This is a genomic window from Streptomyces sp. NPDC002125, from assembly GCF_053593715.1.
Window position 1 is genome coordinate 75,064 of the sequence record NZ_JBSFDD010000027.1, and the last position, 21,435, is coordinate 96,498.

General features: G+C 71.6%; 18 protein-coding genes. 11 read left to right on the forward strand and 7 right to left on the reverse strand.

Features of this window, described 5'->3' with window-relative positions; genetic code table 11:
* The first annotated feature begins 43 nt into the window (after positions 1-43).
* Entirely contained in the window at positions 44-190 is a 147-nt protein-coding gene (mmpA, locus tag ACWCQM_RS32895; protein ID WP_450918726.1) for a morphogenic membrane protein MmpA, read from the forward strand.
* A 21-nt stretch (positions 191-211) separates the two neighbouring features.
* Here mmpA and ACWCQM_RS32900 read toward each other — a convergent pair whose 3' ends face one another.
* On the reverse strand, positions 212-1,402 hold the full coding sequence (locus tag ACWCQM_RS32900) for a saccharopine dehydrogenase family protein (RefSeq protein ID WP_450918727.1): 1,191 nt from the start codon (positions 1,400-1,402) through the stop codon (positions 212-214).
* A gap of 205 nt (positions 1,403-1,607) precedes the next feature.
* Here ACWCQM_RS32900 and ACWCQM_RS32905 point away from each other — a divergent pair, with 205 nt between their 5' ends.
* The 5 genes from ACWCQM_RS32905 to ACWCQM_RS32925 are packed head-to-tail and all read left to right on the forward strand — an operon-like array spanning position 1,608 to position 8,399.
* Positions 1,608-2,759 carry a CaiB/BaiF CoA transferase family protein gene (locus ACWCQM_RS32905; RefSeq protein WP_450918728.1) on the forward strand — a complete coding sequence of 384 codons (1,152 nt, stop codon included), beginning with the start codon at positions 1,608-1,610 and terminating at the stop codon, positions 2,757-2,759.
* Positions 2,759-3,793, forward strand: coding sequence for an LLM class F420-dependent oxidoreductase (locus ACWCQM_RS32910; RefSeq protein WP_450918729.1), 1,035 nt, complete (start codon positions 2,759-2,761; stop codon positions 3,791-3,793). Before ACWCQM_RS32905 ends, ACWCQM_RS32910 begins: the two co-directional genes overlap by 1 nt.
* 1 nt (position 3,794) lies before the next feature.
* Positions 3,795-4,937 carry an acyl-CoA dehydrogenase family protein gene (locus tag ACWCQM_RS32915; RefSeq protein WP_450918730.1) on the forward strand — a complete coding sequence of 381 codons (1,143 nt, stop codon included), beginning with the start codon at positions 3,795-3,797 and terminating at the stop codon, positions 4,935-4,937.
* 37 nt (positions 4,938-4,974) lie between these two features.
* Positions 4,975-6,189, forward strand: coding sequence for an acetyl-CoA C-acetyltransferase (locus ACWCQM_RS32920; protein WP_450918731.1), 1,215 nt, complete (start codon positions 4,975-4,977; stop codon positions 6,187-6,189).
* A gap of 38 nt (positions 6,190-6,227) precedes the next feature.
* A complete protein-coding gene (locus tag ACWCQM_RS32925) occupies positions 6,228-8,399 on the forward strand; it encodes a 3-hydroxyacyl-CoA dehydrogenase NAD-binding domain-containing protein (protein WP_450918732.1) in 2,172 nt (723 codons plus the stop codon).
* A 22-nt stretch (positions 8,400-8,421) separates the two neighbouring features.
* On the opposite strand, the gene ACWCQM_RS32930 is transcribed toward ACWCQM_RS32925, so the two are convergent.
* Positions 8,422-9,162, reverse strand: coding sequence for a MerR family transcriptional regulator (locus tag ACWCQM_RS32930; RefSeq protein ID WP_450918733.1), 741 nt, complete (start codon positions 9,160-9,162; stop codon positions 8,422-8,424).
* A gap of 213 nt (positions 9,163-9,375) precedes the next feature.
* Between ACWCQM_RS32930 and ACWCQM_RS32935 the strand changes: the two genes are divergently transcribed.
* Both ACWCQM_RS32935 and ACWCQM_RS32940 read left to right on the forward strand, forming a co-directional pair.
* Entirely contained in the window at positions 9,376-11,199 is a 1,824-nt protein-coding gene (locus ACWCQM_RS32935; protein ID WP_450918734.1) for an AMP-dependent synthetase/ligase, read from the forward strand.
* Positions 11,200-11,238: 39 nt separating this feature from the next.
* Positions 11,239-11,715 carry a macro domain-containing protein gene (locus ACWCQM_RS32940; protein ID WP_450918735.1) on the forward strand — a complete coding sequence of 159 codons (477 nt, stop codon included), beginning with the start codon at positions 11,239-11,241 and terminating at the stop codon, positions 11,713-11,715.
* 27 nt (positions 11,716-11,742) lie between these two features.
* On the opposite strand, the gene ACWCQM_RS32945 is transcribed toward ACWCQM_RS32940, so the two are convergent.
* Entirely contained in the window at positions 11,743-12,906 is a 1,164-nt protein-coding gene (locus tag ACWCQM_RS32945; RefSeq protein ID WP_450918736.1) for an acyl-CoA dehydrogenase family protein, read from the reverse strand.
* A gap of 127 nt (positions 12,907-13,033) precedes the next feature.
* On the opposite strand from ACWCQM_RS32945, the gene ACWCQM_RS32950 reads away from it, so the two are divergent.
* Entirely contained in the window at positions 13,034-13,666 is a 633-nt protein-coding gene (locus ACWCQM_RS32950) for a TetR/AcrR family transcriptional regulator (RefSeq protein WP_450918737.1), read from the forward strand.
* Positions 13,667-13,673: 7 nt separating this feature from the next.
* Here the strand turns inward: ACWCQM_RS32950 and ACWCQM_RS32955 are convergent, their stop codons facing one another.
* Together ACWCQM_RS32955 and ACWCQM_RS32960 are read right to left on the reverse strand one after the other, a co-directional pair.
* Complete coding sequence (locus tag ACWCQM_RS32955) at positions 13,674-15,113, reverse strand: aldehyde dehydrogenase family protein (RefSeq protein WP_450918738.1); 1,440 nt, start codon at positions 15,111-15,113, stop codon at positions 13,674-13,676.
* A complete protein-coding gene (locus ACWCQM_RS32960; protein WP_450918739.1) occupies positions 15,110-15,991 on the reverse strand; it encodes an oxygenase MpaB family protein in 882 nt (293 codons plus the stop codon). Before ACWCQM_RS32960 ends, ACWCQM_RS32955 begins: the two co-directional genes overlap by 4 nt.
* 337 nt (positions 15,992-16,328) lie before the next feature.
* Here ACWCQM_RS32960 and ACWCQM_RS32965 point away from each other — a divergent pair, with 337 nt between their 5' ends.
* On the forward strand, positions 16,329-17,216 hold the full coding sequence (locus ACWCQM_RS32965; protein WP_450918740.1) for an oxygenase MpaB family protein: 888 nt from the start codon (positions 16,329-16,331) through the stop codon (positions 17,214-17,216).
* A 72-nt stretch (positions 17,217-17,288) separates the two neighbouring features.
* Here the strand turns inward: ACWCQM_RS32965 and ACWCQM_RS32970 are convergent, their stop codons facing one another.
* Entirely contained in the window at positions 17,289-18,341 is a 1,053-nt protein-coding gene (locus tag ACWCQM_RS32970) for a LacI family DNA-binding transcriptional regulator (protein ID WP_450918741.1), read from the reverse strand.
* Positions 18,342-18,604: 263 nt separating this feature from the next.
* On the opposite strand from ACWCQM_RS32970, the gene ACWCQM_RS32975 reads away from it, so the two are divergent.
* Entirely contained in the window at positions 18,605-20,344 is a 1,740-nt protein-coding gene (locus tag ACWCQM_RS32975; protein WP_450918742.1) for a BCCT family transporter, read from the forward strand.
* A gap of 38 nt (positions 20,345-20,382) precedes the next feature.
* Here the strand turns inward: ACWCQM_RS32975 and ACWCQM_RS32980 are convergent, their stop codons facing one another.
* Positions 20,383-21,330, reverse strand: a complete 948-nt coding sequence (locus tag ACWCQM_RS32980) for an FAD-dependent oxidoreductase (RefSeq protein WP_450918743.1) — start codon at positions 21,328-21,330, stop codon at positions 20,383-20,385.
* Positions 21,331-21,435 lie beyond the last annotated feature (105 nt).

The window sequence follows — 21,435 nt, forward strand, 5'->3', positions numbered from 1 at the left end:
GTACGGATGTTGCTCGTCGAACATCAGGGGCAGGCTGGTACACATGATCGACCACCACACACCTCAGATGAGCGCCGGAACCGTACGTCTCTCCCAGCGTGGCATCGCCGTCGGCATGACCCTCGGCGTTCTCGCGGGAATCGCCTGGACCGTGTCCATGATCGTCACGCTGGCGTCCTGGATGCTCTGATCCGGCGTCCGTCCTCCGGGGTCAGCGCACCGCCGCGACCCGGAAGCGCAGCCCGGCCGCCCTCAGCCGCTCCAGCAGGGCGTCGCCCGCCGCCACGGCCGTGGTGACCTGCCCCGAAGTGGCGGGCAGCTCGTCGAACGCGAGGGCGAGGGCCGCCTCGGCGAGCATCTTCGCCGTCTCGTCGTAGCCGGGGTCGCCCCCGGACACCTCCGTGAAGACCCGCCGGCCGCCGCCCTCACCGACGAAACGGACGGTGAACCAGCTGCGCCGCCTGCGCTGTTCGCTCGGGCCGGTGCCCGGTTGGACCCGCGCCGAGAGCCAGGACCTCGCGGCCGGGATCTGGGCGGCCCCGGCCAGCAGCCCCACGGCGGCCGTGCCGCCGAGCGCCATCGGCAGCCGCTTCACCGAGGCGAAGTGCCGGTAGCGGAAGTCGGGCCCGTAGCGTTCCAGTGCCCGCGCGGACCGCTCCACGACGCGGGGGTCCAGCGTCGGCAGCGGCAGCCCCCAGGTGCCGGTCTCCGGGCTGAAGTGCGGTGAGCCCTGCGGGGCGCGGGCCCGGCGCCCGACCAGGCGCGGCTCGTGCAGCCTGCGTTCCCGCGCGGCCCGGACCATCTGCGGGCCGCGGCTCATGGCGGTCAGCGCCGAGGCGAACGTACCGCCGGAGAACACCGCGTCGGTGCGGACGTAACCGTCCACGGTCAGCGGCACCCCCTCGGGGAGGTGCCGCACGGTGAAGTAGACACCGAGGTCGTGCGGTACGGAGTCGAAGCCGCAGGCGTGCACGAGCCGGGCCCCCGTCTCGCGGGCCCGTGTGTCGTGCTCCAGATACATCCGGTCGACGAACTCCGCCTCTCCCGTGAGGTCGGCGTAGTCGGTCCCGGCCTCCGCGCACGCGGCGACCAGCCGTCCGCCGTATCTGACGTACGGCCCCACGGTCGACGCGACCACGTGTGCGGACCCGGCGAGTTCGCGCAGGGCCACCGGGTCGTCCGCGTCGGCCGTCAGCAGGGGGAGGTCCGCGCAGGCCGGGTGGTCCGCGGCGAGTTCTGCCCGCAGCTCCTCCAGCCTGTCCCGGCTCCGGCCGGCCACCGCCCAGCGGCAGCCGTCCGGTGCGTGCGCGGCGAGATATCGGGCGGTGAGTGCCCCCACAAAGCCGGTGGCCCCGAAAAGGACGACGTCATAGGGGCGTTCTGCCCCGTTCTGCCTGTTCATGAGTGCCTCCGCAGGGGCCGGCGCCGATGTAGCAGGCAGAGGCTAGCGGAGGGGTTCGTGGCGCTGTGAGGCCGGGCGGGCTCAGGTGCGAGAGGATCCCGGGGAAAGAACTAAGCGCTTGCTCGGCCAAAAGGGTTGTGCGGAGCGCGGTCCGTTCTTAGCATCATCGATGTTACATCAGTTGTGTCACACCGCTGGGGGCTTGATGGCAACGACAGGACAGGGACCGCGCGGACCGCTGGCCGGGGTGCGCGTCGTCGAACTGGCGGGCATCGGCCCCGGGCCGTTCGCCGCGATGCTCCTCGCGGACCTCGGCGCCGACGTGGTGCGCGTGGACAGACCCGGCGGCTCGGTGATCGGCATCGAACCCGCCTTCGACCTCACCAACCGCAACAAGCGGTCCGTCCTCGTCGATCTGAAGGCCGAGGACGGCGCCGAGACGGTCCTCGCCCTCGTGGAGCGCGCCGACGTACTCATCGAGGGATACCGGCCGGGCGTCGCCGAGCGGCTCGGCATCGGCCCCGACGCGTGTCTGAAGCGCAATCCACGGCTCGTCTACGGGCGGATGACCGGCTGGGGCCAGGACGGCCCGCTCGCCGACCGTGCGGGGCACGACATCGCCTACATCGCCCTCACCGGCACCCTCTCCATGATCGGCAGGGCCGGCGAGCCGCCCGCCGTGCCCGCGAACCTCGTCGGCGACTTCGCGGGGGGCTCGCTCTATCTCGTGGTCGGCGTGCTCGCCGCCCTCCAGCACGCCCGCACACCCGGCGGGAGCGGACAGGTCGTGGACGCCGCCATCGTCGACGGCGCCGCCCATCTCGCGACGATGATCCACGGAATGCTGGGGGCCGGCAGCTGGCAGGACCGGCGCGGCTCCAACCTCCTCGACGGCGGGTGCCCCTTCTACGGCTCCTACGCGACCTCCGACGGCGAGTACATGGCGGTCGGCCCCCTGGAGCCCCGCTTCTACGAGGAGTTCGCCCGCCTCCTCGGGCTGGGGGACGAGGCCCCCGACCGCAACGACCCCGGGCGCTGGGAGGAGCTCCGCGCCCTCGTCGCGGACCGGTTCAGCACCCGTACGCGCGCCGAGTGGACCGAGGTCTTCGAGGGGACCGACGCCTGTGTCGCCCCGGTCCTCTCCCTCACCGAGGCGCCCCACCACCCCCATCTCGCCGCACGCTCCACCTTCGTGGAGCACGGCGGGCTCACCCAGCCCGCGCCCGCGCCCCGCTTCTCCGCGACGCCCGTCTCCGTGCGCAGCGCACCCGCGCTGCCCGGAGCGGACACCGAGTCCGTCGCGGCCGACTGGGACCTGCCGGGCCTGCTGACCACCGGGAAGGAAACGACCGGCTGATGGAACTCTCCCTGCCGCTCAACTACGCGGGCGACCCGCGCGCCGCCTGCGACGAGGTCGCCGCGCTGGAGTCCGCCGGACTCGACGCCGTCTGGGTCGCCGAGGCGTACGGCTTCGACTCGCCCACCCTCATGGGATATCTCGCCGCCCGCACCGAGCGCCTGAAGATCGGCGCGGCCATCCTCAACGTCTACTCCCGCACGCCCGCCCTCATCGCCCAGACCGGCGCGGGCCTCGACGCCGTGTCCGGCGGGCGCGCCCTCCTCGGACTCGGCGCGTCCGGCCCGCAGGTCGTGGAGGGCTGGCACGGAAAGCCGTACGACAAGCCGCTCGGCAGGACCCGCGAGACGGTCGAGCTCTGCCGCCGCATCTGGCGCCGCGAGGTCATCGACCACCACGGCATCACCGACATGCCGCTGCCCGCGGAGAAGGGCGGCAAGCTCGGCAAGCCGCTGAAGATCCTCACCAAGCCGGTGCGCGACACCATTCCGCTCTACGTGGCGTCCCTCGGCCCGGCCAACGTCAGGATGACCGCCGAGATCGCCGACGGCTGGCTGCCCACCCTCTACATCCCGGAGAAGGCCCAGCAGGTCTGGGGCACCGCGCTCGCCGAGGGCACGGCGAAGCGCGACCCGGCGCTGGGCCCCCTGCAGACCGTCGCGGGAGGCCTGCTGGCCATCGGCGACGACGCGGCCGCTCTCCGGGACCTCGCCCGCCCGCAGATCGCGCTGTACGTCGGCGGGATGGGCGCCCCGGGCAAGAACTTCTACAACGACCTCGCCGTCGCCTACGGCTACGAGAAGGAGGCCGCGACCATCCAGGAGCTCTACCTCTCCGGGAGGAAGAGGGAGGCCGAGGCCGCCGTCCCGGCCGAGTTCTGCGAGCTCATGACGCTCTGCGGCCCCGAGGGGTACGTACGCGACCGCCTCGACGCCTTCCGCGAGGCCGGGGTCACCATGCTCAACGTCACGCCCGTCGGCTCCGAGCCGGCGCGGCTGATCTCCACCGTCAAGAACTGGCTCCAGGGGGCTTGAAGTGCAGCGGCAGATCTTCACCGAAGAGCACGACGCGTTCCGCGAGACCGTCCGCACCTTCCTGGCCAAGGAGGTCCTCCCGCACCACGAGCAGTGGGAGAAGGACGGCATCGTCTCGCGCGAGGCCTGGCTCGCGGCCGGCCGGCAGGGACTGCTCGGCCTCGCCGTCCCCGAGGAGTACGGGGGCGGAGGCAACTCCGACTTCCGCTACAGCGCCGTACTCGCCGAGGAGTTCACCCGCGCGGGGGTCTCCGGGCTCGCGGTCGGCCTGCACAACGACATCATCGGCCCCTATCTCACCGGCCTCGCCAACGAGGAGCAGAAGCGGCGCTGGCTGCCCGGCTTCTGCAGCGGCGAGACCATCACCGCCATCGCGATGACGGAACCCGGAGCGGGCTCCGACCTCCAGGGCATCCGCACCGCCGCCGAGGACAAGGGCGACCACTGGCTCCTCAACGGCTCGAAGACCTTCATCTCCAACGGCATCCTCGCCGACCTGGTGATCGTCGTCGCCAAGACCTCCCCGGAGGGCGGCGCGAAGGGCCTCTCGCTGCTCGTCGTCGAACGCGGCGCCGAGGGCTTCGAACGGGGCCGCAACCTCGACAAGATCGGCCAGAAGGCCCAGGACACCGCCGAGCTCTTCTTCAACGACGTACGCGTCCCCAAGGAGAACCTCCTCGGCGAGCTCGACGGCGCCTTCATCCACCTGATGACCAATCTGGCCCAGGAACGGATGGGCATAGCGGTCGCCGGGATCGCCGCCGCCGAACACCTCCTGGAGATCACCACGCAGTACGTCAAGGAGCGCGAAGCCTTCGGGCGCCCGCTCTCCAAGCTCCAGCACATCCGGTTCGAGATCGCCGAGATGGCCACCGAGTGCGCCGTCACCCGCGCCTTCCTCGACCGGTGCATCGTCGACCACTCCGAGGGGACGCTCGACGCCGTGCACGCCTCGATGGCCAAGTGGTGGGCCACCGAGCTCCAGAAGCGCGTCGCCGACCGCTGTCTCCAGCTCCACGGCGGATACGGGTACATGACGGAGTACCGGGTCGCCAAGGCCTTCACCGACGGCCGCATCCAGACCATCTACGGCGGGACGACCGAGATCATGAAGGAGATCATCGGCCGCTCGCTGCTCGCCTGACCTCTCTGCCCAGCACCGACCCCGAAAGGCAGCTGCCTTGAGTACCGAAGCATTCGTCTACGACGCGATCCGCACCCCGCGCGGCCGCGGCAAGGCCAACGGCGCCCTGCACGGAACCAAGCCGATCGACCTCGTCGTCGGCCTCATCCACGAGATCCGCGGCCGCTTCCCCGGACTCGACCCCGCGGCCATCGACGACATCGTCCTCGGTGTCGTGAGCCCGCTCGGTGACCAGGGCTCCGACATCGCCCGGATCGCCGCGATCGCCGCCGGACTCCCGGACTCCGTCGCCGGTGTCCAGGAGAACCGCTTCTGCGCCTCGGGTCTCGAAGCCGTCAACCTGGCCGCCGCCAAGGTGCGTTCGGGATGGGAGGACCTCGTGCTCGCCGGTGGCGTCGAATCGATGTCCCGGGTGCCGATGGGCTCCGACGGCGGGGCCTGGGCCATGGACCCGATGACCAGCTTCGACACGGGCTTCGCCCCGCAGGGCATCGGCGCCGACCTCATCGCCACCATCGAGGGCTTCTCGCGCCGCGACGTCGACGAGTACGCCGCGCTGTCCCAGGAGCGCGCCGCCATCGCCTGGAAGGAGGAGCGCTTCGCCAGGTCCGTCGTCCCCGTCAGGGACCGCAACGGGCTGCTCGTCCTCGACCACGACGAGCACATGCGCCCCGGCACCACGGCCGACTCGCTGGCCTCCCTCAAGCCGTCCTTCGCCACCATCGGTGAGATGGGCGGCTTCGACGCCGTCGCCCTCCAGAAGTACCACTGGGTCGAGAAGATCGACCACGTCCACCACGCGGGCAACTCCTCCGGGATCGTCGACGGCGCCGCCCTCGTCGCGATCGGCTCCCAGCAGACCGGTGAGCGCTACGGCCTCACGCCGCGCGCCCGGATCGTCTCCGCCGCCGTCTCCGGCTCCGAGCCGACCATCATGCTGACCGGCCCCGCGCCCGCCACCCGCAAGGCGCTGGCCAAGGCCGGGCTCACCATCGACGACATCGACCTCGTCGAGATCAACGAGGCCTTCGCCGGTGTCGTCCTGCGCTTCGTCAAGGACATGGGCATCAGCCTCGACAAGGTCAACGTCAACGGCGGCGCCATCGCGCTCGGCCACCCGCTGGGCGCGACCGGCGCGATGATCCTCGGCACGCTCATCGACGAGCTGGAGCGGCAGGACAAGCGCTACGGCCTCGCCACCCTCTGCGTCGGGGGCGGCATGGGCATCGCCACCGTCATCGAGCGTCTCTGACCGTCCCCCGGCCACCCCTGCTTACGGAGAAGACAAGAATGACCGAGAGCACGACCATCCGCTGGGAACAGGACGAGACCGGCGTCGTCACCCTCGTACTCGACGATCCCCACCAGTCCGCCAACACGATGAACCAGGGCTTCAAGGACTCCATCGCGGCCGTCGCCGAGCGCGCAGCCGCCGAGAAGGAGTCCATCCGGGGCATCATCTACACCTCCGCCAAGAAGACCTTCTTCGCGGGCGGCGACCTCAAGGACATGATCAAGATCGGTCCTTCGAGCGCCCAGGAGGCGTTCGACGCCGGAACCGCCATCAAGCAGTCGCTGCGGGTCATCGAGACCCTCGGCAAGCCCGTTGTCGCCGCCATCAACGGCGCGGCGCTCGGCGGCGGTTACGAGATCGCGCTCGCCGCCCACCACCGCATCGCCCTGGACGCCCCCGGCTCCCGCATCGGCCTGCCCGAGGTCACCCTCGGCCTGCTGCCCGCGGGCGGCGGCGTCACCCGCACCGTACGGCTGATGGGCATCACCGACGCCCTGCTGAAGGTGCTGCTCCAGGGCACCCAGTACACCCCGCACCGGGCCCTGGAGAACGGCCTGGTACACGAGGTCGCCGCCACCCCCGAGGAGATGCTCGACAAGGCCCGCGCCTTCATCGACGCCCACCCCGAATCGCAGCAGCCCTGGGACGTCAAGGGCTACCGCATCCCCGGCGGTACCCCCTCGAACCCGAAGTTCGCGGCCAACCTGCCGGCCTTCCCCGCCAACCTGAAGAAGCAGCTCGCGGGCGCCCCCATGCCGGCCCCCCGCAACATCATGGCCGCCGCGGTCGAAGGGGCGCAGGTCGACTTCGAGACCGCGCAGACCATCGAGGCGCGCTACTTCACCGAGCTGGTCACCGGCCAGGTCGCGAAGAACATGATCCAGGCGTTCTTCTTCGACCTCCAGGCCGTCAACTCCGGGGCCAGCCGTCCGGACGGCATCGAGGAACGCCAGGTCCGCAAGGTCGCCGTCCTCGGCGCCGGGATGATGGGAGCGGGCATCGCCTACTCCTGCGCGCGCGCCGGCATCGACGTCGTCCTGAAGGACGTCTCCACCGAGGCCGCGGCCAAGGGCAAGGCGTACAGCGAGAAGATCCTCGCCAAGGCGCTCTCCCGGGGCCGTACGACCGAGGCGAAGCGTGACGAGCTGCTGGCCCGCATCACCCCGACCGGCGACCCGGCCGACCTCGCCGGCTGCGACGCCGTGATCGAGGCCGTCTTCGAGGACACCGCGCTCAAGCACAAGGTGTTCCAGGAGATCCAGGGCATCGTCGAGCCCGACGCGCTGCTCTGCTCCAACACCTCGACGCTGCCCATCACCGTGCTCGCCGAGGGCGTGGAGCGGCCGGTGGACTTCATCGGGCTGCACTTCTTCTCACCCGTCGACAAGATGCCGCTCGTCGAGATCATCAAGGGCGAGAAGACCGGCGACGAGGCCCTGGCCCGTGCCTTCGACCTCGTACGCCGGATCAAGAAGACCCCGATCGTCGTCAACGACTCGCGCGGCTTCTTCACCTCGCGCGTCATCGGCCACTTCATCAACGAGGGCGTCGCGATGGTCGGCGAGGGCATCGAGCCCGCGTCGGTCGAGCAGGCGGCGGCACAGGCCGGCTACCCGGCCAAGGTGCTCTCCCTCATGGACGAGCTGACGCTCACCCTGCCCCGCAAGATCCGCAACGAGACCCGGCGCGCCGTCGAGGAGGCGGGCGGCACCTGGGCCACGCACCCCGCGGACGAGGTCGTCGACCGCATGGTCGACGAGTTCGGGCGGCCGGGCCGCAGCGGGGGAGCGGGCTTCTACGAGTACGGCGAGGACGGCAGGAGGGGCGGCCTCTGGCCGGGCCTGCGTGAGCACTTCACGAAGCCGGGCTCCGAGATCCCGTTCGAGGACATGAAGGAGCGCATGCTCTTCTCCGAGGCGCTGGACAGCGTCCGCTGCCTGGAGGAGAACGTCCTCATGACCGTCGCCGACGCCAACATCGGCTCCATCATGGGCATCGGCTTCCCGCCGTGGACCGGTGGCGTGCTCCAGTACATCAACGGTTACGAGGGCGGCCTCCCCGGCTTCGTGGCCCGCGCCCGGCAGCTCGCGGAGCGCTACGGCGACCGCTTCCTGCCGTCCGCGTCCCTGGTGGAGAAGGCTACGAGGGGCGAGACCTTCACCGACTGACGGTGTCCCTCGCGGGCCGTGTTCACTTCCGCTCGCCGGTGTTGAACGCGGCCCGCAGTTCCTCCTTCAGGGACCGCTGGAAGGCCGTCAGAAGGGCCTGGAGCACCATCGGCTGCATGTGGACCGAGAGGGACTTCATCGCCTTCACGCGCTCCGGGTCCGACTCCCGCTCCCGGTAGGGATGCCACACCTCGTCCCGGAACATCCGGGTGAGCTCGTGGGCCGCCGACCGGGTGTGCTCCAGCAGGACCGTGCGCGCGGCCAGGATCGTCTCGTGCGCGATGGGGACGTCCAGGAGCTCCACCCCGAGCCGCAGCAGCCCCGGGTCCACGCGCAGCGGCCCCTCGGGCGTCGCGGGGCGCTCCAGCACGCCCATCGCCGCCAGCCGGTCCACGTCCTGCGCGCTGAGGGCCCGGCCCGCCCGGCGCTCCAGCTCGGCACGCTCCATGTCCTCGGCGGAGTCCGGGGCCCAGGAGGCCACCAGGGCGCGGTGGATGGCCAGGTCCTTCGCGCTCAGGTCGGGCGGCAGCTGCTGGAGATAGCGCTCGATCGCGGCCAGCGTCATGCCCTGGTGCTGGAGTTCCTCGATGAGGGCCAGCCGGGAGAGGTGGTCGGGTCCGTAGTGCCCCACGCGCCGGGGGCCGATCACCGGCGGCGGCAGCAGGCCTCTGGTGCTGTAGAAGCGCACGGTACGCACGGTGACGCCCGCCCGCGCCGCCAGCTCGTCGACGGTCAGCGTCGGCTCCTCGGTCCCGGTCGCCATGTCCACTCCTCGTTTCCTGGGCACTGCCGTTCCTGTGCCTCTCTGCGGGTGCCCGGTCCGTACCTGTCCGGTCCGTGCCCCGTCACTGTGCACCAATCAGGTGCAACAGTATTGCTGTCTCACCACTGTTGTGAAAGTGTCCGGCAGCATTGAAGCGCAGTCCAACCCCCGGTACGGACCGCTCGGTCCGGCCGATGGCGACAGGAGGCGGCCGTGACCACGATCCTGCGACTTCCCGGTGAGCCCGATCAGCTCACACTCCCTGCCCTGCTGCTGCGCAATGCCGAGGATCACGGGGACCTTCCCGCCCTCTCGTGGCGCGCCCCGGCCGACGACGACACATGGACCACCCTCACCTGGCGCGAGGTGCGCCGGGAGGCGGCCGTGCTCGCCGCCGGCTACAGCGCGCTGGGGGTGGAACGCGGCGAGCAGGTCCTCATGATGATGGGCAACAGGCCCGAGCACTGGCTCAGCGACCTGGCCCTCACCCACCTCGGGGCCGTCCCCGTCACGGTGTACGGCACCGCGGCCCCCGAACAGACGGCGCACATCGCCCGGCACAGCCGCGCCAGGTTCGCCGTGGTCGAGGGCGCCGGTGAACGGGAGCGCTGGGAACCGCTGCTGGCGGACCCCACCGTGCCGCTGGAGAAGATCGTCGTCGTCGAGCCGGGCGCCGCCGGTCCGCACCTGTCCTACGGCTCGCTGCGCGAGACCGGTGAGCGGCTGCGGAGCGAGGAGGCCTTCGACAAGGCATGGAGGGAGATTTGCGCGGGGGACCCCCTCACCGTCGTCTACACCTCGGGCACCACGGGCGACCCGAAGGCCGTCCCCCTCACCCACCACAGCGTGGTGGTCAACGCCCTGGCCTTGGACCAGGTGGTGGAGCTGCCCGACCACGTCGAGCACATCTGCTACCTCCCCTTCGCCCATATCGCGGAGCGGATGCTCGGCATCTATCTGCCGGTCTTCCGGGCCTCGCACGTCCACCTCTGCGCGGACACCGCCGCCGTGGCCGTCACCGCGCGCACCCTGCACCCCGCCCAGTTCTTCGGCGTGCCCCGGGTCTGGGAGAAGCTCGCCGCGTCCGTACAGGCCGCCCTGGCCGGGCTGCCGGAGGTACAGCGGGCCGCCATCGAGAAGGCGGGCGCGACCGCCCGTGAGCACGTGGCCTGCCGGGAGCGCGGCGAGCAGCCGTCCGCCGAGCTGGAGGCCGCCTACCGGGCGGCCAAGGACACCGTCCTGGACCCCGTGCTCTCCCTGGCGGGCTTCGAGCGGCTGGTGTGGACGGCCAGCGCCTCCGCGCCGATGCCGCTCGACGTGGTGCGCTTCTGGGCCGGCTTCGGCATCGTCATCATGGACGCCTGGGGACTCACCGAGACCGTCGGCGTGTTCACCACCAACAGCCCGTCGGCCTTCCGTCTGGGTTCGGTGGGGCGTCCGCTGGAGGGGCTGGAGCTCCGGATCGCGGAGGACGGCGAGATCCTCGTACGGGGCGCCACGGTGTTCGCGGGCTATCTGCGCGCCGACGGTACCGTGGAGGAAGCGCTCGACGCGGACGGCTGGTTCCCGACCGGGGACATCGGCAGGGTCGACGACGACGGCTACCTGTGGCTCACCGACCGCAAGAAGGAAATGATCATCACCTCGACCGGGAAGAACGTCTCCCCGGCGCTCGTCGAGAACACGCTCAAGGAACACCCCCTGATCGGTCAGGCCCTCGTCCACGGGGACGGCCGCTCCTACCTGGTGGCCCTGCTGGTCCTCGACACGGAGATGGCGCCGGCCTGGGCGGCGGCCCGCGGCATCGAGGGCGACCCGCTCACCCACCCCGAGGTCCACGAGGAGATCGCCCGTGCCGTAGAGGCCGCCAACGCCCGGCTGAACCGCACCGAACAGATCAAGCGCTACCGGCTGCTGACGCGGGAGTGGGGCCCGGACACCGGCGAGCTCACACCCTCCCTGAAGCTCCGCCGCAGGGTGATCCGCGACCAGTACGGCGAGATGCTCGACGCCCTGTACGCGGGGGACGGGGCCTGAGCGACGGGCGCTGTCGGAGGCGGCCCGTACGCTGACGATATGCCGGGGATCACGTATGTACGGGGGGACGCCACCGCGCCGCAGGGAAAGGGCGTCAAGCTGATCGTGCACGTCTGCAACGACCTGGGCGGCTGGGGCAAGGGCTTCGTCCTCGCCCTGTCCCGCCGCTGGCCCGAGCCCGAAGTCTCCTACCGCCGCTGGCACCGCGAGCGCGCGGGGAACGACTTCGGGCTCGGCGCCGTGCGGTTCGTCCAGGTCTCACCGTACATCTGGGTGGCCAACCTCGTGGGACAGCACGGGATGCGCACCGGCAGCAAGGGCGTGCCGGTGCGCTACGGGGCGATCGACGAGGGACTGGCGAAGGTGGCCGTGCGAGCCGCGGAGCTCGGCGCCTCGGTCCACATGCCGAGGATCGGCTGCGGGCTCGCGGGCGGCACCTGGTCCCGGATCGAACCCCTCATCACCGAGCGGCTGGTGGGCCGGGGCATCGATGTGACGGTGTACGACTACGGCTGAGGGCCGCCCGGGGCGCCCGGGGCGTCCTCAGAGGCCGTAGCTCTTGCCGATGATGTCGCGCTGGATCTCGCTGGTGCCGCCGTACACCGTCGACACGACCGCCGCGCGCAGATGGCGCTCCATGTCGTACTCCGTCGCGTAGCCGTAGCCGCCCATCATCTGCATGCCCTCCAGCGCCGCGTGCTTGGCCGTCTCCGTGGCCTTGAGCTTCGCCATGGACGCCTCGCGGGGGAACAGCCTGTCCGGCTCGGCGTCGCAGGCCGCCGCCACGTCGAAGACCAGCAGCCGGGCGCACTCGATGTCGGTCGCCAGATCCGCGAGCCGGTGCCGCAGGGCCTGGAAGGAGCCGACCGGGCGGCCGAACTGCTCGCGCCCCCGCACGTACGCGACGGTGTCCTCCAGGATGCGTTCCGCCAGACCCAGCATGTTCGCCGCGAGGAAGAGCCGCTCCGCGTTCAGCCCGGCCATCAGCTGGCTCCAGGCGCGGTCGGCCGTGCCCACCACGGCGTCGGCGGGCAGCCGGACATCGGTGAAGAAGACGTCGTTGACCTCCCGGCCCCCCATCGTCTCGATCTGCCGGATCTCGATCCCCGGTGTGCCGGCCGGGACATGGAACATGGTCAGCCCGTCGTGCTTCGCTCCGCCCGTGCCGGTCCTGGCCACCAGCAGGATGTGCTCGGCCAGATGCGCGTTGGAGATCCACGTCTTGTGGCCGTTGACCAGCCAGCCGCCGTCAGGAGTGCGTTCGGCCCTGCACCGCAGGGCCGCCACGTCCGACCCGGCCCCCGGCTCCGACATCGCGATGGACAGCACCTGTCCGGCCACCGCACCGCCGATCGCCGCCTTGCACTGCTCCTCGCTGCCGAACCGCTCGTACGCCTTGGCCGTGATCACCGAGGTGATGAACCCGCCCGCCGGGACGAGGCCCCGGGACGTCTCCCGCAGGAACAGGCAGGCGTCCGTCATCCCGCCGCCCGCGCCGCCGTACTCCTCGGGCAGGCACACCCCGAGCCAGCCGAGCTCGGCCAGCCGGGTGTAGAGGGAGGGGGCGTGCGGTCCGCCCGTCTCCGCCGCCAGCGCGTCGCGCTGCTCACGCGTTCCGCACTCGCGCCGGGCGAAGTCGCGCAGTGCCGTGACGAACGCCCCCTGTTCGGCGGAGAGGGAACGGGGAAGGGCGTGGGTGACGGACATTCAAGACCTCCATGAGGGTGTGACGACCGGTCGCCGGGGGCGGCCAGGGGTAGTTACAAAGAAACGGAGTGGGTAACAGTGTTGCGTTGTCGGTAAGGTGGGTGGTCACGGCGGACGGGGAGGGCTCATGGCGGCACGGGGCAACGACGATTCACTGCTGGCCAGGGCGCTCGTGGAGACGCCCCCGACCGACGCGCTGAGCGAACAGATCCTGGACGCGGCCCGCGAGCAGTTCATGACCTTCGGGCTGCGCCGCTCGACCGTCGACGACGTCGCCAAGCGCGCGAAGGTCTCGCGGGTGACGGTGTACCGGCGCATCGGCAACAAGGACAGCCTGGTCTCCGCCTGCCTGCTCCGTGAGTACCGCAGATTCGTGGTGGACGTGGACGAGGCGGTGGCCGCCCTGCCCACGATGGAGGACCGGCTCGTCGCCGGCTTCGTCGCCGTCCTCAAGCACATCCGCGAACACCCGCTGGTGGGCGGCCTCCTGAAGCTGGAGCCGGAGATCATGCTCCCCTTCCTCACCCTGGAGAGCGGCCCCTCCTTCCTCGCGATGCGCGGATATCTGACCGACCGGCTCCGCCGCGCCCAGCGCGCCGAAGGGCGGCCGGAGACGGACCCGACACCGGTCGCCGAACTGATGGTGCGGATCACCGTCTCCTTCCTCCTCAATCCGCTGAGCTGCTTCGAACTGGACGACGACGAGCAGGTCCGCGACTTCGCCCGCCGCTATCTGGTGCCGCTGCTCAACGCCGGGTGAACACCGGTCAGAACCGGGCGTGCAGCCTGCGGCCCAGCTCGACCGCCTTGGCGACCTTCTCCCGGGGCGTGGCGAACGACGTCAGATCCACCGCGGGCGCGAACCGCCGTACGGTGACCGAGCGGGGAGCGGCGAAGGACCGCAGCCCCTCGTCGCCGTGGATGCGGCCGTAGCCGGACTCGCCCGATCCGCCGAACGGCAGCGAGGGGATCGCGGCGAAGCCGAGCACCGAGTTCACCGACACCGCGCCGGAGCCGAGGCGCTCCGCCCAGGCGAGACCGTTCGCCCGGGACGCCGTGAACACCGCGGCGCCCAGCGCGTACTCCGAGGCGTTGGCACGCTCCACGGCCTCGTCCATGTCCCGCACCGGGTTCACCACCACGACCGGGCCGAAGGTCTCCTCCGTCACCGCCGGCGAGTCCTCCGGCACACCCGAGAGGACCACCGGCCCGAGCACCCGGCCCCGCAGGGAGTCGGGACCGCCCAGCTCGGCCCTGCCGCCGTCCACCAGCGCCTGCTTCACATGGCGTTCCACCACGTCGAGCTGGGAGGGCAGGGTGAGCGGACCGTACGCCTCGCCGTGCACGAGCGCCCGCGCCCGGCTCACGATGCGGGAGCACAGGTCCTCGTGCACCGATGCCACCGCGTACACCCGCTCCACACCCGCGCAGGTCTGCCCCGCGTTGCCCATCGCGCCCCACACGATCGCGTCGGCCGCGGCGTCCAGATCGGCGTCGGCCGCGACCAGCACCGCGTCCTTGCCCCCGCATTCGGCGAGCAGGGGAGTGAGGGTGGTCGCGCAGGCGGCGGCCACCTTGCGGGCGGTGCCGGGCGAGCCCGTGAAGGCGACCTTGTCGACCCCGGAAGGCCCCTCGGCCCCGGCCAGAGCGGCCCCGGTGGAACCGGGACCGGTGACCGTCGTCAGCAGATCCGCGTGGTCCGGGAGGGCCTCCCCGAAGCTCCGGGCCAGCAGAACCCCCACCCCCGGGGTGAGTTCGGAGGGCTTGAACACCACGGCGTTGCCCGCCGCGAGGGCGTAGCCGATCGAGCCCATCGGGGTGTACAGCGGATAGTTCCACGGCCCGATCACCCCGATCACCCCGAGCGGGCGGTAGGCCAGCAGCGCCCGCTGGTGGACCGACAGGAGGCCGGACGCCACACGGCGCCTGCCCAGCACCCGGCGGGCGTTGCGTGCCGCCCAGTCCAGATGGACCAGCGTGAGCAGCACCTCGGAACGCGCGTCGTGCACCGGCTTCCCGGTCTCGGACGCGATCAGCTCGGCGAACTCGTCCACCCGCCGGGCGAGCGACCGCTTCCAGAGCAGCAGCGCGCCCCGGCGCTCCCGGGGTCCCAGCGCGGCCCACGCCCGGCCGGCGGTCCTGGCCCGCGCCACGGTGGCGCGGATGTCGTCGAGGCTGTGCTCCTGGCGGTCGGTCCGGGTCGTCATGCGGTCTTCTCCTTGGGCAGGGGTTCCAGCGGGCGGCTCTGCGCCCAGTGAGGTCCGAGGTCGTCGAGCCGGTAACCGAAGGGATAGCTGCGCGGCCGGGGCCGGGAGGGCAGCCAGCGCGGCCGGGCGGGCATCAGCCGCACGCCGTGCGACCGGGCGCGCACCAGCCGCGTCGCCGCCGCCCGCACCAGCCGGGGCTGCGGACGGAAGCCGAGTGCTTCGAGTAAGGGCTCGTCCAGCAGGGCGAGGGAGAGCCGCGCCACCAGGGGGCGCAGCGGGGCCGGGTACCACGCGGCGATGATCCGGAAGGTGGCGTTGGCGACCCTGCGGTTCGCCGGGTCGTAGGCGAACATCTTGGCCTCGTAGGAGTCGAGCAGCGCCTCGAACTCCTCGTAGGTGGCGGGGGCGCCCTCGATGCCCATCATCACCGCCATCCGCCGCCCGACCTCGGCGAGCGCCGCCGCTTCCTGGTGGCACAGGGGCCGCCACCCGAAGCGGTCGATCCAGCGCTTCGGGCCGACGACGGTGGTGGCCAGCACATAGAGGTAGTCCTCGTTCGGGATGCGGTACTTGCCGTGGATCCGGTTGAGATGGCGCGCGGCGGCCTTGGCCCGCTCCGAATCGAAGCCCTCGGCGGCCATCTCGTATCCGAACAGGACGGTGTCGTCGTAGCGCTTCTGGCCGTTGCGCTCGAACTCCTGGGTGCGGTCGAGGAGTACGGAGATCCTCGGTACGCCGTAGTCGCGCAGGAACGCGACGCTGATGCCCTGCCGGTAGTCCCAGGGGAACTCGTACTGCGACATCAGCCGGAGTATCTCGGCGCAGTCGCGGGCGGGATCCATCCGGCGGATCTCGCGGAGTCGGCTGTAGCGGCCCATGATGTGCGACCTCCTCTGTGGTCGGAGCCGTTCACGTACGGGGGCGGGCGGTGGGGCCGGTCGGGCCCCCGGAGCGCGACTCCGCTGTAACCACCGGCATCTGACGGCCCCTCTCGTCCCTGGAGAGTCAAAGTTACAAATACTATTGACTTGTTTCACGGGCGCGTCAACACTGCTGACAGAGATTCGAAGAAGGAAGGCCCGGAAACCACCGGTCCGCTGGATCCCCGGCTTACTCCTCCGCCCCGAGCGCCGCCGCCGCACGCGCGATCGCATACTGGAACACGCACCGGCCCGGCACCGGTCCGGGCATCCGCCTACCCCTGGGAGCGCCCGCATGACCGGCACAGAAAGGCCCGCACCGCCCCCGCCCGGCGGCGTGCTGTGGAGCCTGGCGGGCGACATCCGGGGGCTGCTCATGCTTCCCGCTGCCCTCACGCTCCAGGTCGCCCACCCGGCCGTGGGGGCGGGCGTCGACGACCACTCGGTCTTCCGCACGGACCCCTGGGGACGCGGCGAGAGGTCCCTCAGCTCCCTCCAGCTCTGGGTGTACGGGGGAGAGGCGGCGGCCGAGGAGGGGCACAGGCTCAGGAAGCTGCACCGCACCATCCAGGGCACCGACACCCGGGGCCGCCGCTACCACGCGCTCACGCCCGCGAACTACGCATGGGTGCACGCCACCGGCTTCCCGGTCTACCAGCACGCCTCGCGCTATCTGGTGCGCCCGCTCACCGAGGCACAGGAGCGCGCCCTGTACCGGGAGTGGCTCCAGGTCGGCCGCGTCCTGGGCATCCAGGACCGGGACATGCCGCAGACGGTCGAGGAGTTCTGGCCGTACTACCGCAGGATGCTGGCCGACGAGGTGGAGGCCACCGTCGTCGTGCGGGAGCTGGTCGCCACCGGCGCACCCGTGCCCCCGCCCGACCGGGGACCGCTCGTGCTGCGGCTGCTCCTGCGGGCGCTCTGGCCGGTGCTGCTGCCGCCGCTGGCCCGGTTCCGTGCCTTCATCACCGTCGGTCTCATGCCGCCGGACGCCCGTGCGGCCATCGGGCTCGACTGGACCCCGGAGCAGGAGCGGCGCCTGCGGCGCTTCGGCGCTGTGGTGCGGCGCGTCGTGCCGGTGCTCCCGGAGCGGCTGCGCTATCTGCCGCTCGCCCGGAGCGCGCGGAAGGAGTGGCGGGCCGGGGGAGCGCGGCCGGGCGGGAACCGGGCTGGGCTCCGGTGATCCGCCTGGGCCGCCCCGGGCCGACGCCCTGCGGATCATCGGCCCCAGCCCCGGTGATCCGCCCGCGGGGCCTCAGGCCGACGCCCTGCGGATCAGTTCCGTCGGTGTGATCACGGACTCCGGCCAGCTGCCCGTGTCGCTGTTCAGCCGCTCCATCAGCAGCCGCACCATGAGCCGACCCATGCCCTCCACGTCCTGACGGACCGTCGTCAGCGGAGGTTCGGTGGCCTCGGCCACCGAGGCCATGTCGTCGAAGCCGACCACCGCCACGTCCTCCGGCACCCGCACACCCCGCTCGCGCAGCACCCGCAGCGCACCCGACGCCATCATGTCGTTGGACACGAAGACGGCGTCCAGATCGGGGTGGGCGGCCAGCAGTTCCGCCATGGCCCGGGCTCCGCCCTCCGGGGTGAAGTCGCCGTCCGCGATCAGCTCCGGCCCCGCGTCCGGCAGTACGTCGTGGTAACCGTCGATCCGGTCGAGCGCCGATGTCTGGTCGCGCGGTCCGGCGATGTGCGCGATGCGCCGCCGGCCCAGGGAGACGAGATGGCGTACGGCGGCGCGGGCACCGCCCCGGTTGTCGCAGTCGACGTACGGCACCTGCGGCGCGTCCCCGGCGCCCGGCGCCGGGCGCTCGGGACGGCCCCCGTAGACCGTCGGCACCCGGAACCGCCGGATGATCGCGGGCAGTTCGTCGTCGGTGTGCAGCGAGAAGGCGAGCACACCGTCCACATGGCCCCCGGCCAGATAGCGGGTGACCCGGTCGAAGTCCCCGCTGCCCTCCACCAGGAGCAGGACCAGCTGTGCGTCGTGGGCGTTGAGCTCGCGGCTGATTCCCCGGATCTGGCGCGAGAAGAACGGGTCGGAGAAGACCCGGAACTCCGGCTCGTCGATGATCACGGCGACCGCGCCGTTGCGCCGGGTGACCAGCGTCCGCGCCGCGTGGTTCGGGATGTAGCCGAGCTCCTCCACCGCCTCGCGCACCCGCTCCACCAGGGGAGGGCGCACGCCCGCCCCGCCGTTGACGACACGGGATGCCGTCGCCCGGGACACGCCGGCCCGGGCCGCCACCGCCTCCAGGGTGGGCCGGACGTCACGCTGCGGATCGGAGGTCGGGTCGGGCAAGAGTCGCTCCTCGTACACGCGCGCCCCGGCGGGGGAACGGCTGGAACCGGTGGGTTCGGTGCGCGTGAACCGGCGGGTTCGGCCCGAACGCGGTCAGCCTAACCGCCCCGCCGGGGCAGGCCCCCGCGATCACGCGACGCTCAGGTGACATACCGGCTCATAAACGGTCAAGGCGGAACGGCTTGTTGGTCCCCGGGGATGCACGCTGTGTGTGGTACTGCCTACGGAGAGCGAATTCTCGCACTGCGTGAAAGGTGCCATCTGTGTCACAAGACGAGCAGAGTTCGGGCGGGCGGGGGGACTACCTCCCGGTCACGGCCGATCTACCCGCCGAGCCGCCCCACGGCCGGCGCCCCACGACCGACCGTGTGGTCTTCGGCGTCACGGCGGTGCTCACCGTCGCCTTCGTGATCTGGGGTTCCACGGCCACCGATTCGCTGGAGGACGTCTCCAGCACGCTGCTCAACGGGCTGATCCACAACGGCGGCTGGGCCTTCATGCTGGCGGCTTCCGGCTTCGTGGTCTTCGCCCTCTGGCTCGCGATCAGCCGCTACGGGACGATCTCGCTGGGGCAGGAGGGCGAGGAGCCCGAATTCCGCACGGTCTCCTGGGTCGCGATGATGTTCAGCGCCGGCATGGGAATCGGCCTGATGTTCTACGGAGTGAGCGAGCCGCTGGCCCACTTCGTGAACCCGCCGCCGGGAACCCGCCCCGCGGACGCCGCCGAGGCCATGCAGACCGCCATGGCCACCACCCTCTTCCACTGGACGCTGCACCCCTGGGCGATCTACGCGGTCGTCGGGCTCGCCATCGCGTACAGCACCTACCGGCGGCGCAGGAGGCAGACGATCAGCTCCGTCTTCGTGCCGCTCATCGGCGAGAAGCGCGCCCACGGCACGCCCGGCCGGATCATCGACATCCTCGCGATCTTCGCGACCCTCTTCGGCTCCGCGGCCTCGCTGGGGCTCGGCGCCCTCCAGATCGGCAGCGGCTTCCAGGAGCTCAACTGGATGGAGAAGACCGGCACGGGCCTGCTGGTCACGATCATCGCCGTGCTGACGGTCGCCTTCGTCGCCTCCGCGGTCTCCGGGGTCGAGAAGGGCATCCAGTGGTTGTCCAACATCAACATGGTGCTCGCGCTGATCCTGGTGGTCTTCGTCTTCATCGCGGGCCCCACCATCATCGTGCTCGACCTGCTGCCCACCTCCATCGCCGCGTACTTCGGCGACCTCGCCCAGCTCGCCGGGCGCACCGAGGCCACCGGTGCCGGGGAGGTGGCCGACTGGCTCGCCAGCTGGACGGTCTTCTACTGGGCGTGGTGGATCTCCTGGACGCCCTTCGTCGGCATGTTCATCGCCAGGATCAGCCGGGGCCGTACGATCCGCCAGTTCGTCGGCGGCGTGATCCTGGTCCCCAGCACGGTCAGCCTGGTCTGGTTCGCCGTCTTCGGCGGGTCCGCGATCCGGCTGGAGGAGGCGGGCAGGCTCAAGGACGTCGGGGACACCCCGGAGGCGCAGCTCTTCGGCGTCCTCCAGCAGTTCCCGGTCGCCACGATGATGAGCATCCTGGTGATGGTCCTGGTCGGCATCTTCTTCGTCTCGGGCGCCGACGCCGCCTCGATCGTGATGGGCACCCTCTCCCAGAAGGGCGTCCTCGAACCCGCCAAGTGGGTCGTGATCTTCTGGGGCGTCGTCACCGGCGCCGTGGCGGCCGTCATGCTGCTCGTCGGCGACGGCCAGGGCGACGCGCTGGCGGGTCTGCAGAACCTGACGATCCTCGTGGCCGCGCCGTTCACCATCGTGATGATCGGGATGTGCGTATCGCTGATGAGGGACCTGCGGCACGACCCGATGATCGTCCGCAGGGAGTTCGGTGTGGAGGCCGTCGAATCCGCGGTCATCGAGGGACACGCCAAGTACGACGGGGACTTCGAGATCCGGATCGGCCCCGGCACCGCGGAGATCACCACCGACGAACGCCACAAGGGCGGCCCGGCGGCCTGACGGGCGCCCCGCCCGTCGGACGGCCGCCCGGCCGGAGGTCACCCGACGGGCGCTCGGCGCACCAGCCGGGCCGCGGCCCTCGCACAGCCCCACGCCACCGTCACCCCGGCTCCGCCGTGGCCGTAGTTGTGCACCAGCAGACCGCCGCCCGGCAGCTCCTCCGCCTCGATGCGCACCCCCGCGTCCCTGGCGGGCCGCAGCCCCACGCGGTGGCCGATGACCCGGGCCCCCGCGATCTCCGGCCGCACCCGGGCACAGCGCGCCACGATCTCCCGCGCGGTGCGGGGGTCGGGTTCCGTACGCGGATCGTCGGCCTCCGCCGTTCCGCCCAGGACCAGCCCGCCCGGCTGCGGGAAGAAGTACGTCGTCTCGCTGGACGCCGGGTCCGCCTGGACGAACCACTCGTCGACGCCCGGATTCTCCACCACCACCAGCTGGCCCCGGACCGGCCGCACCCCGGGATCGTGAGCCAGCTCGCGGGCGCCGAGCCCGGCGCAGTCGACCACCACGGGAGCCTCGGCCGAGGCTTCGGCGAAGTCGCGTACCGCACGCCGCTCGGCCACCCCGCCCGCCTCGGCCAGCCGGTCCTCCAGTGCGCGCAGATGGACCGGCATGTCGATCAGCGGCAGGGTCACCCGCAGCCCCTCGGCCACGTCGGAGGCCCCCTCCAGGCTCCGGGCCCAGGGCCCGAGGGCGGCGAGCCGCTCGCCCCCGTGCACCCCGGCGACCATCCGCACGCCCGTCCTTCCGGGGGCCGCCGCCATCTCCTCGTACACCCGGAGCGTTTCGAGGGACCACGCGCCGACCAAGGCCTCGGGCTCGATCCGGTACGGCCACCACAGCGCCCCGGCCACGGCCGACGTCGTGTCCTGGGCCGCGTCCCGGGACCAGACCCGCACCCGCAGACCGCGCTCCGCCAGTACCAGCGCCGTGGTCAGCCCGCTGACCCCGCCGCCCACCACGATCACGTCCGACACCGCGCTCACCCCAGTCTCCCTGCCGTCACCGCGCTCGCCGGTGCCCGGACGGCCATGGTCGCACTCCGGGGGCCTCCGTCCGGCGGGCAGGGGGACCGCTTCCGTTCGTTAGGA

Excerpts from the sequence above, each read along its gene's own strand:
- ACWCQM_RS32940 (WP_450918735.1), top strand. The coding sequence starts at position 11,239 with ATGCCGGGGATCACGTATGTACGGGGGGACGCCACCGCGCCGCAGGGA.
- ACWCQM_RS32945 (WP_450918736.1), bottom strand. The coding sequence starts at position 12,906 with ATGTCCGTCACCCACGCCCTTCCCCGTTCCCTCTCCGCCGAACAGGGG.
- ACWCQM_RS32905 (WP_450918728.1), top strand. The coding sequence starts at position 1,608 with ATGGCAACGACAGGACAGGGACCGCGCGGACCGCTGGCCGGGGTGCGC.
- mmpA (WP_450918726.1), top strand. The coding sequence starts at position 44 with ATGATCGACCACCACACACCTCAGATGAGCGCCGGAACCGTACGTCTC.
- ACWCQM_RS32955 (WP_450918738.1), bottom strand. The coding sequence starts at position 15,113 with ATGACGACCCGGACCGACCGCCAGGAGCACAGCCTCGACGACATCCGC.
- ACWCQM_RS32900 (WP_450918727.1), bottom strand. The coding sequence starts at position 1,402 with ATGAACAGGCAGAACGGGGCAGAACGCCCCTATGACGTCGTCCTTTTC.
- ACWCQM_RS32925 (WP_450918732.1), top strand. The coding sequence starts at position 6,228 with ATGACCGAGAGCACGACCATCCGCTGGGAACAGGACGAGACCGGCGTC.
- ACWCQM_RS32910 (WP_450918729.1), top strand. The coding sequence starts at position 2,759 with ATGGAACTCTCCCTGCCGCTCAACTACGCGGGCGACCCGCGCGCCGCC.
- ACWCQM_RS32930 (WP_450918733.1), bottom strand. The coding sequence starts at position 9,162 with ATGGCGACCGGGACCGAGGAGCCGACGCTGACCGTCGACGAGCTGGCG.
- ACWCQM_RS32950 (WP_450918737.1), top strand. The coding sequence starts at position 13,034 with ATGGCGGCACGGGGCAACGACGATTCACTGCTGGCCAGGGCGCTCGTG.
- ACWCQM_RS32960 (WP_450918739.1), bottom strand. The coding sequence starts at position 15,991 with ATGGGCCGCTACAGCCGACTCCGCGAGATCCGCCGGATGGATCCCGCC.
- ACWCQM_RS32965 (WP_450918740.1), top strand. The coding sequence starts at position 16,329 with ATGACCGGCACAGAAAGGCCCGCACCGCCCCCGCCCGGCGGCGTGCTG.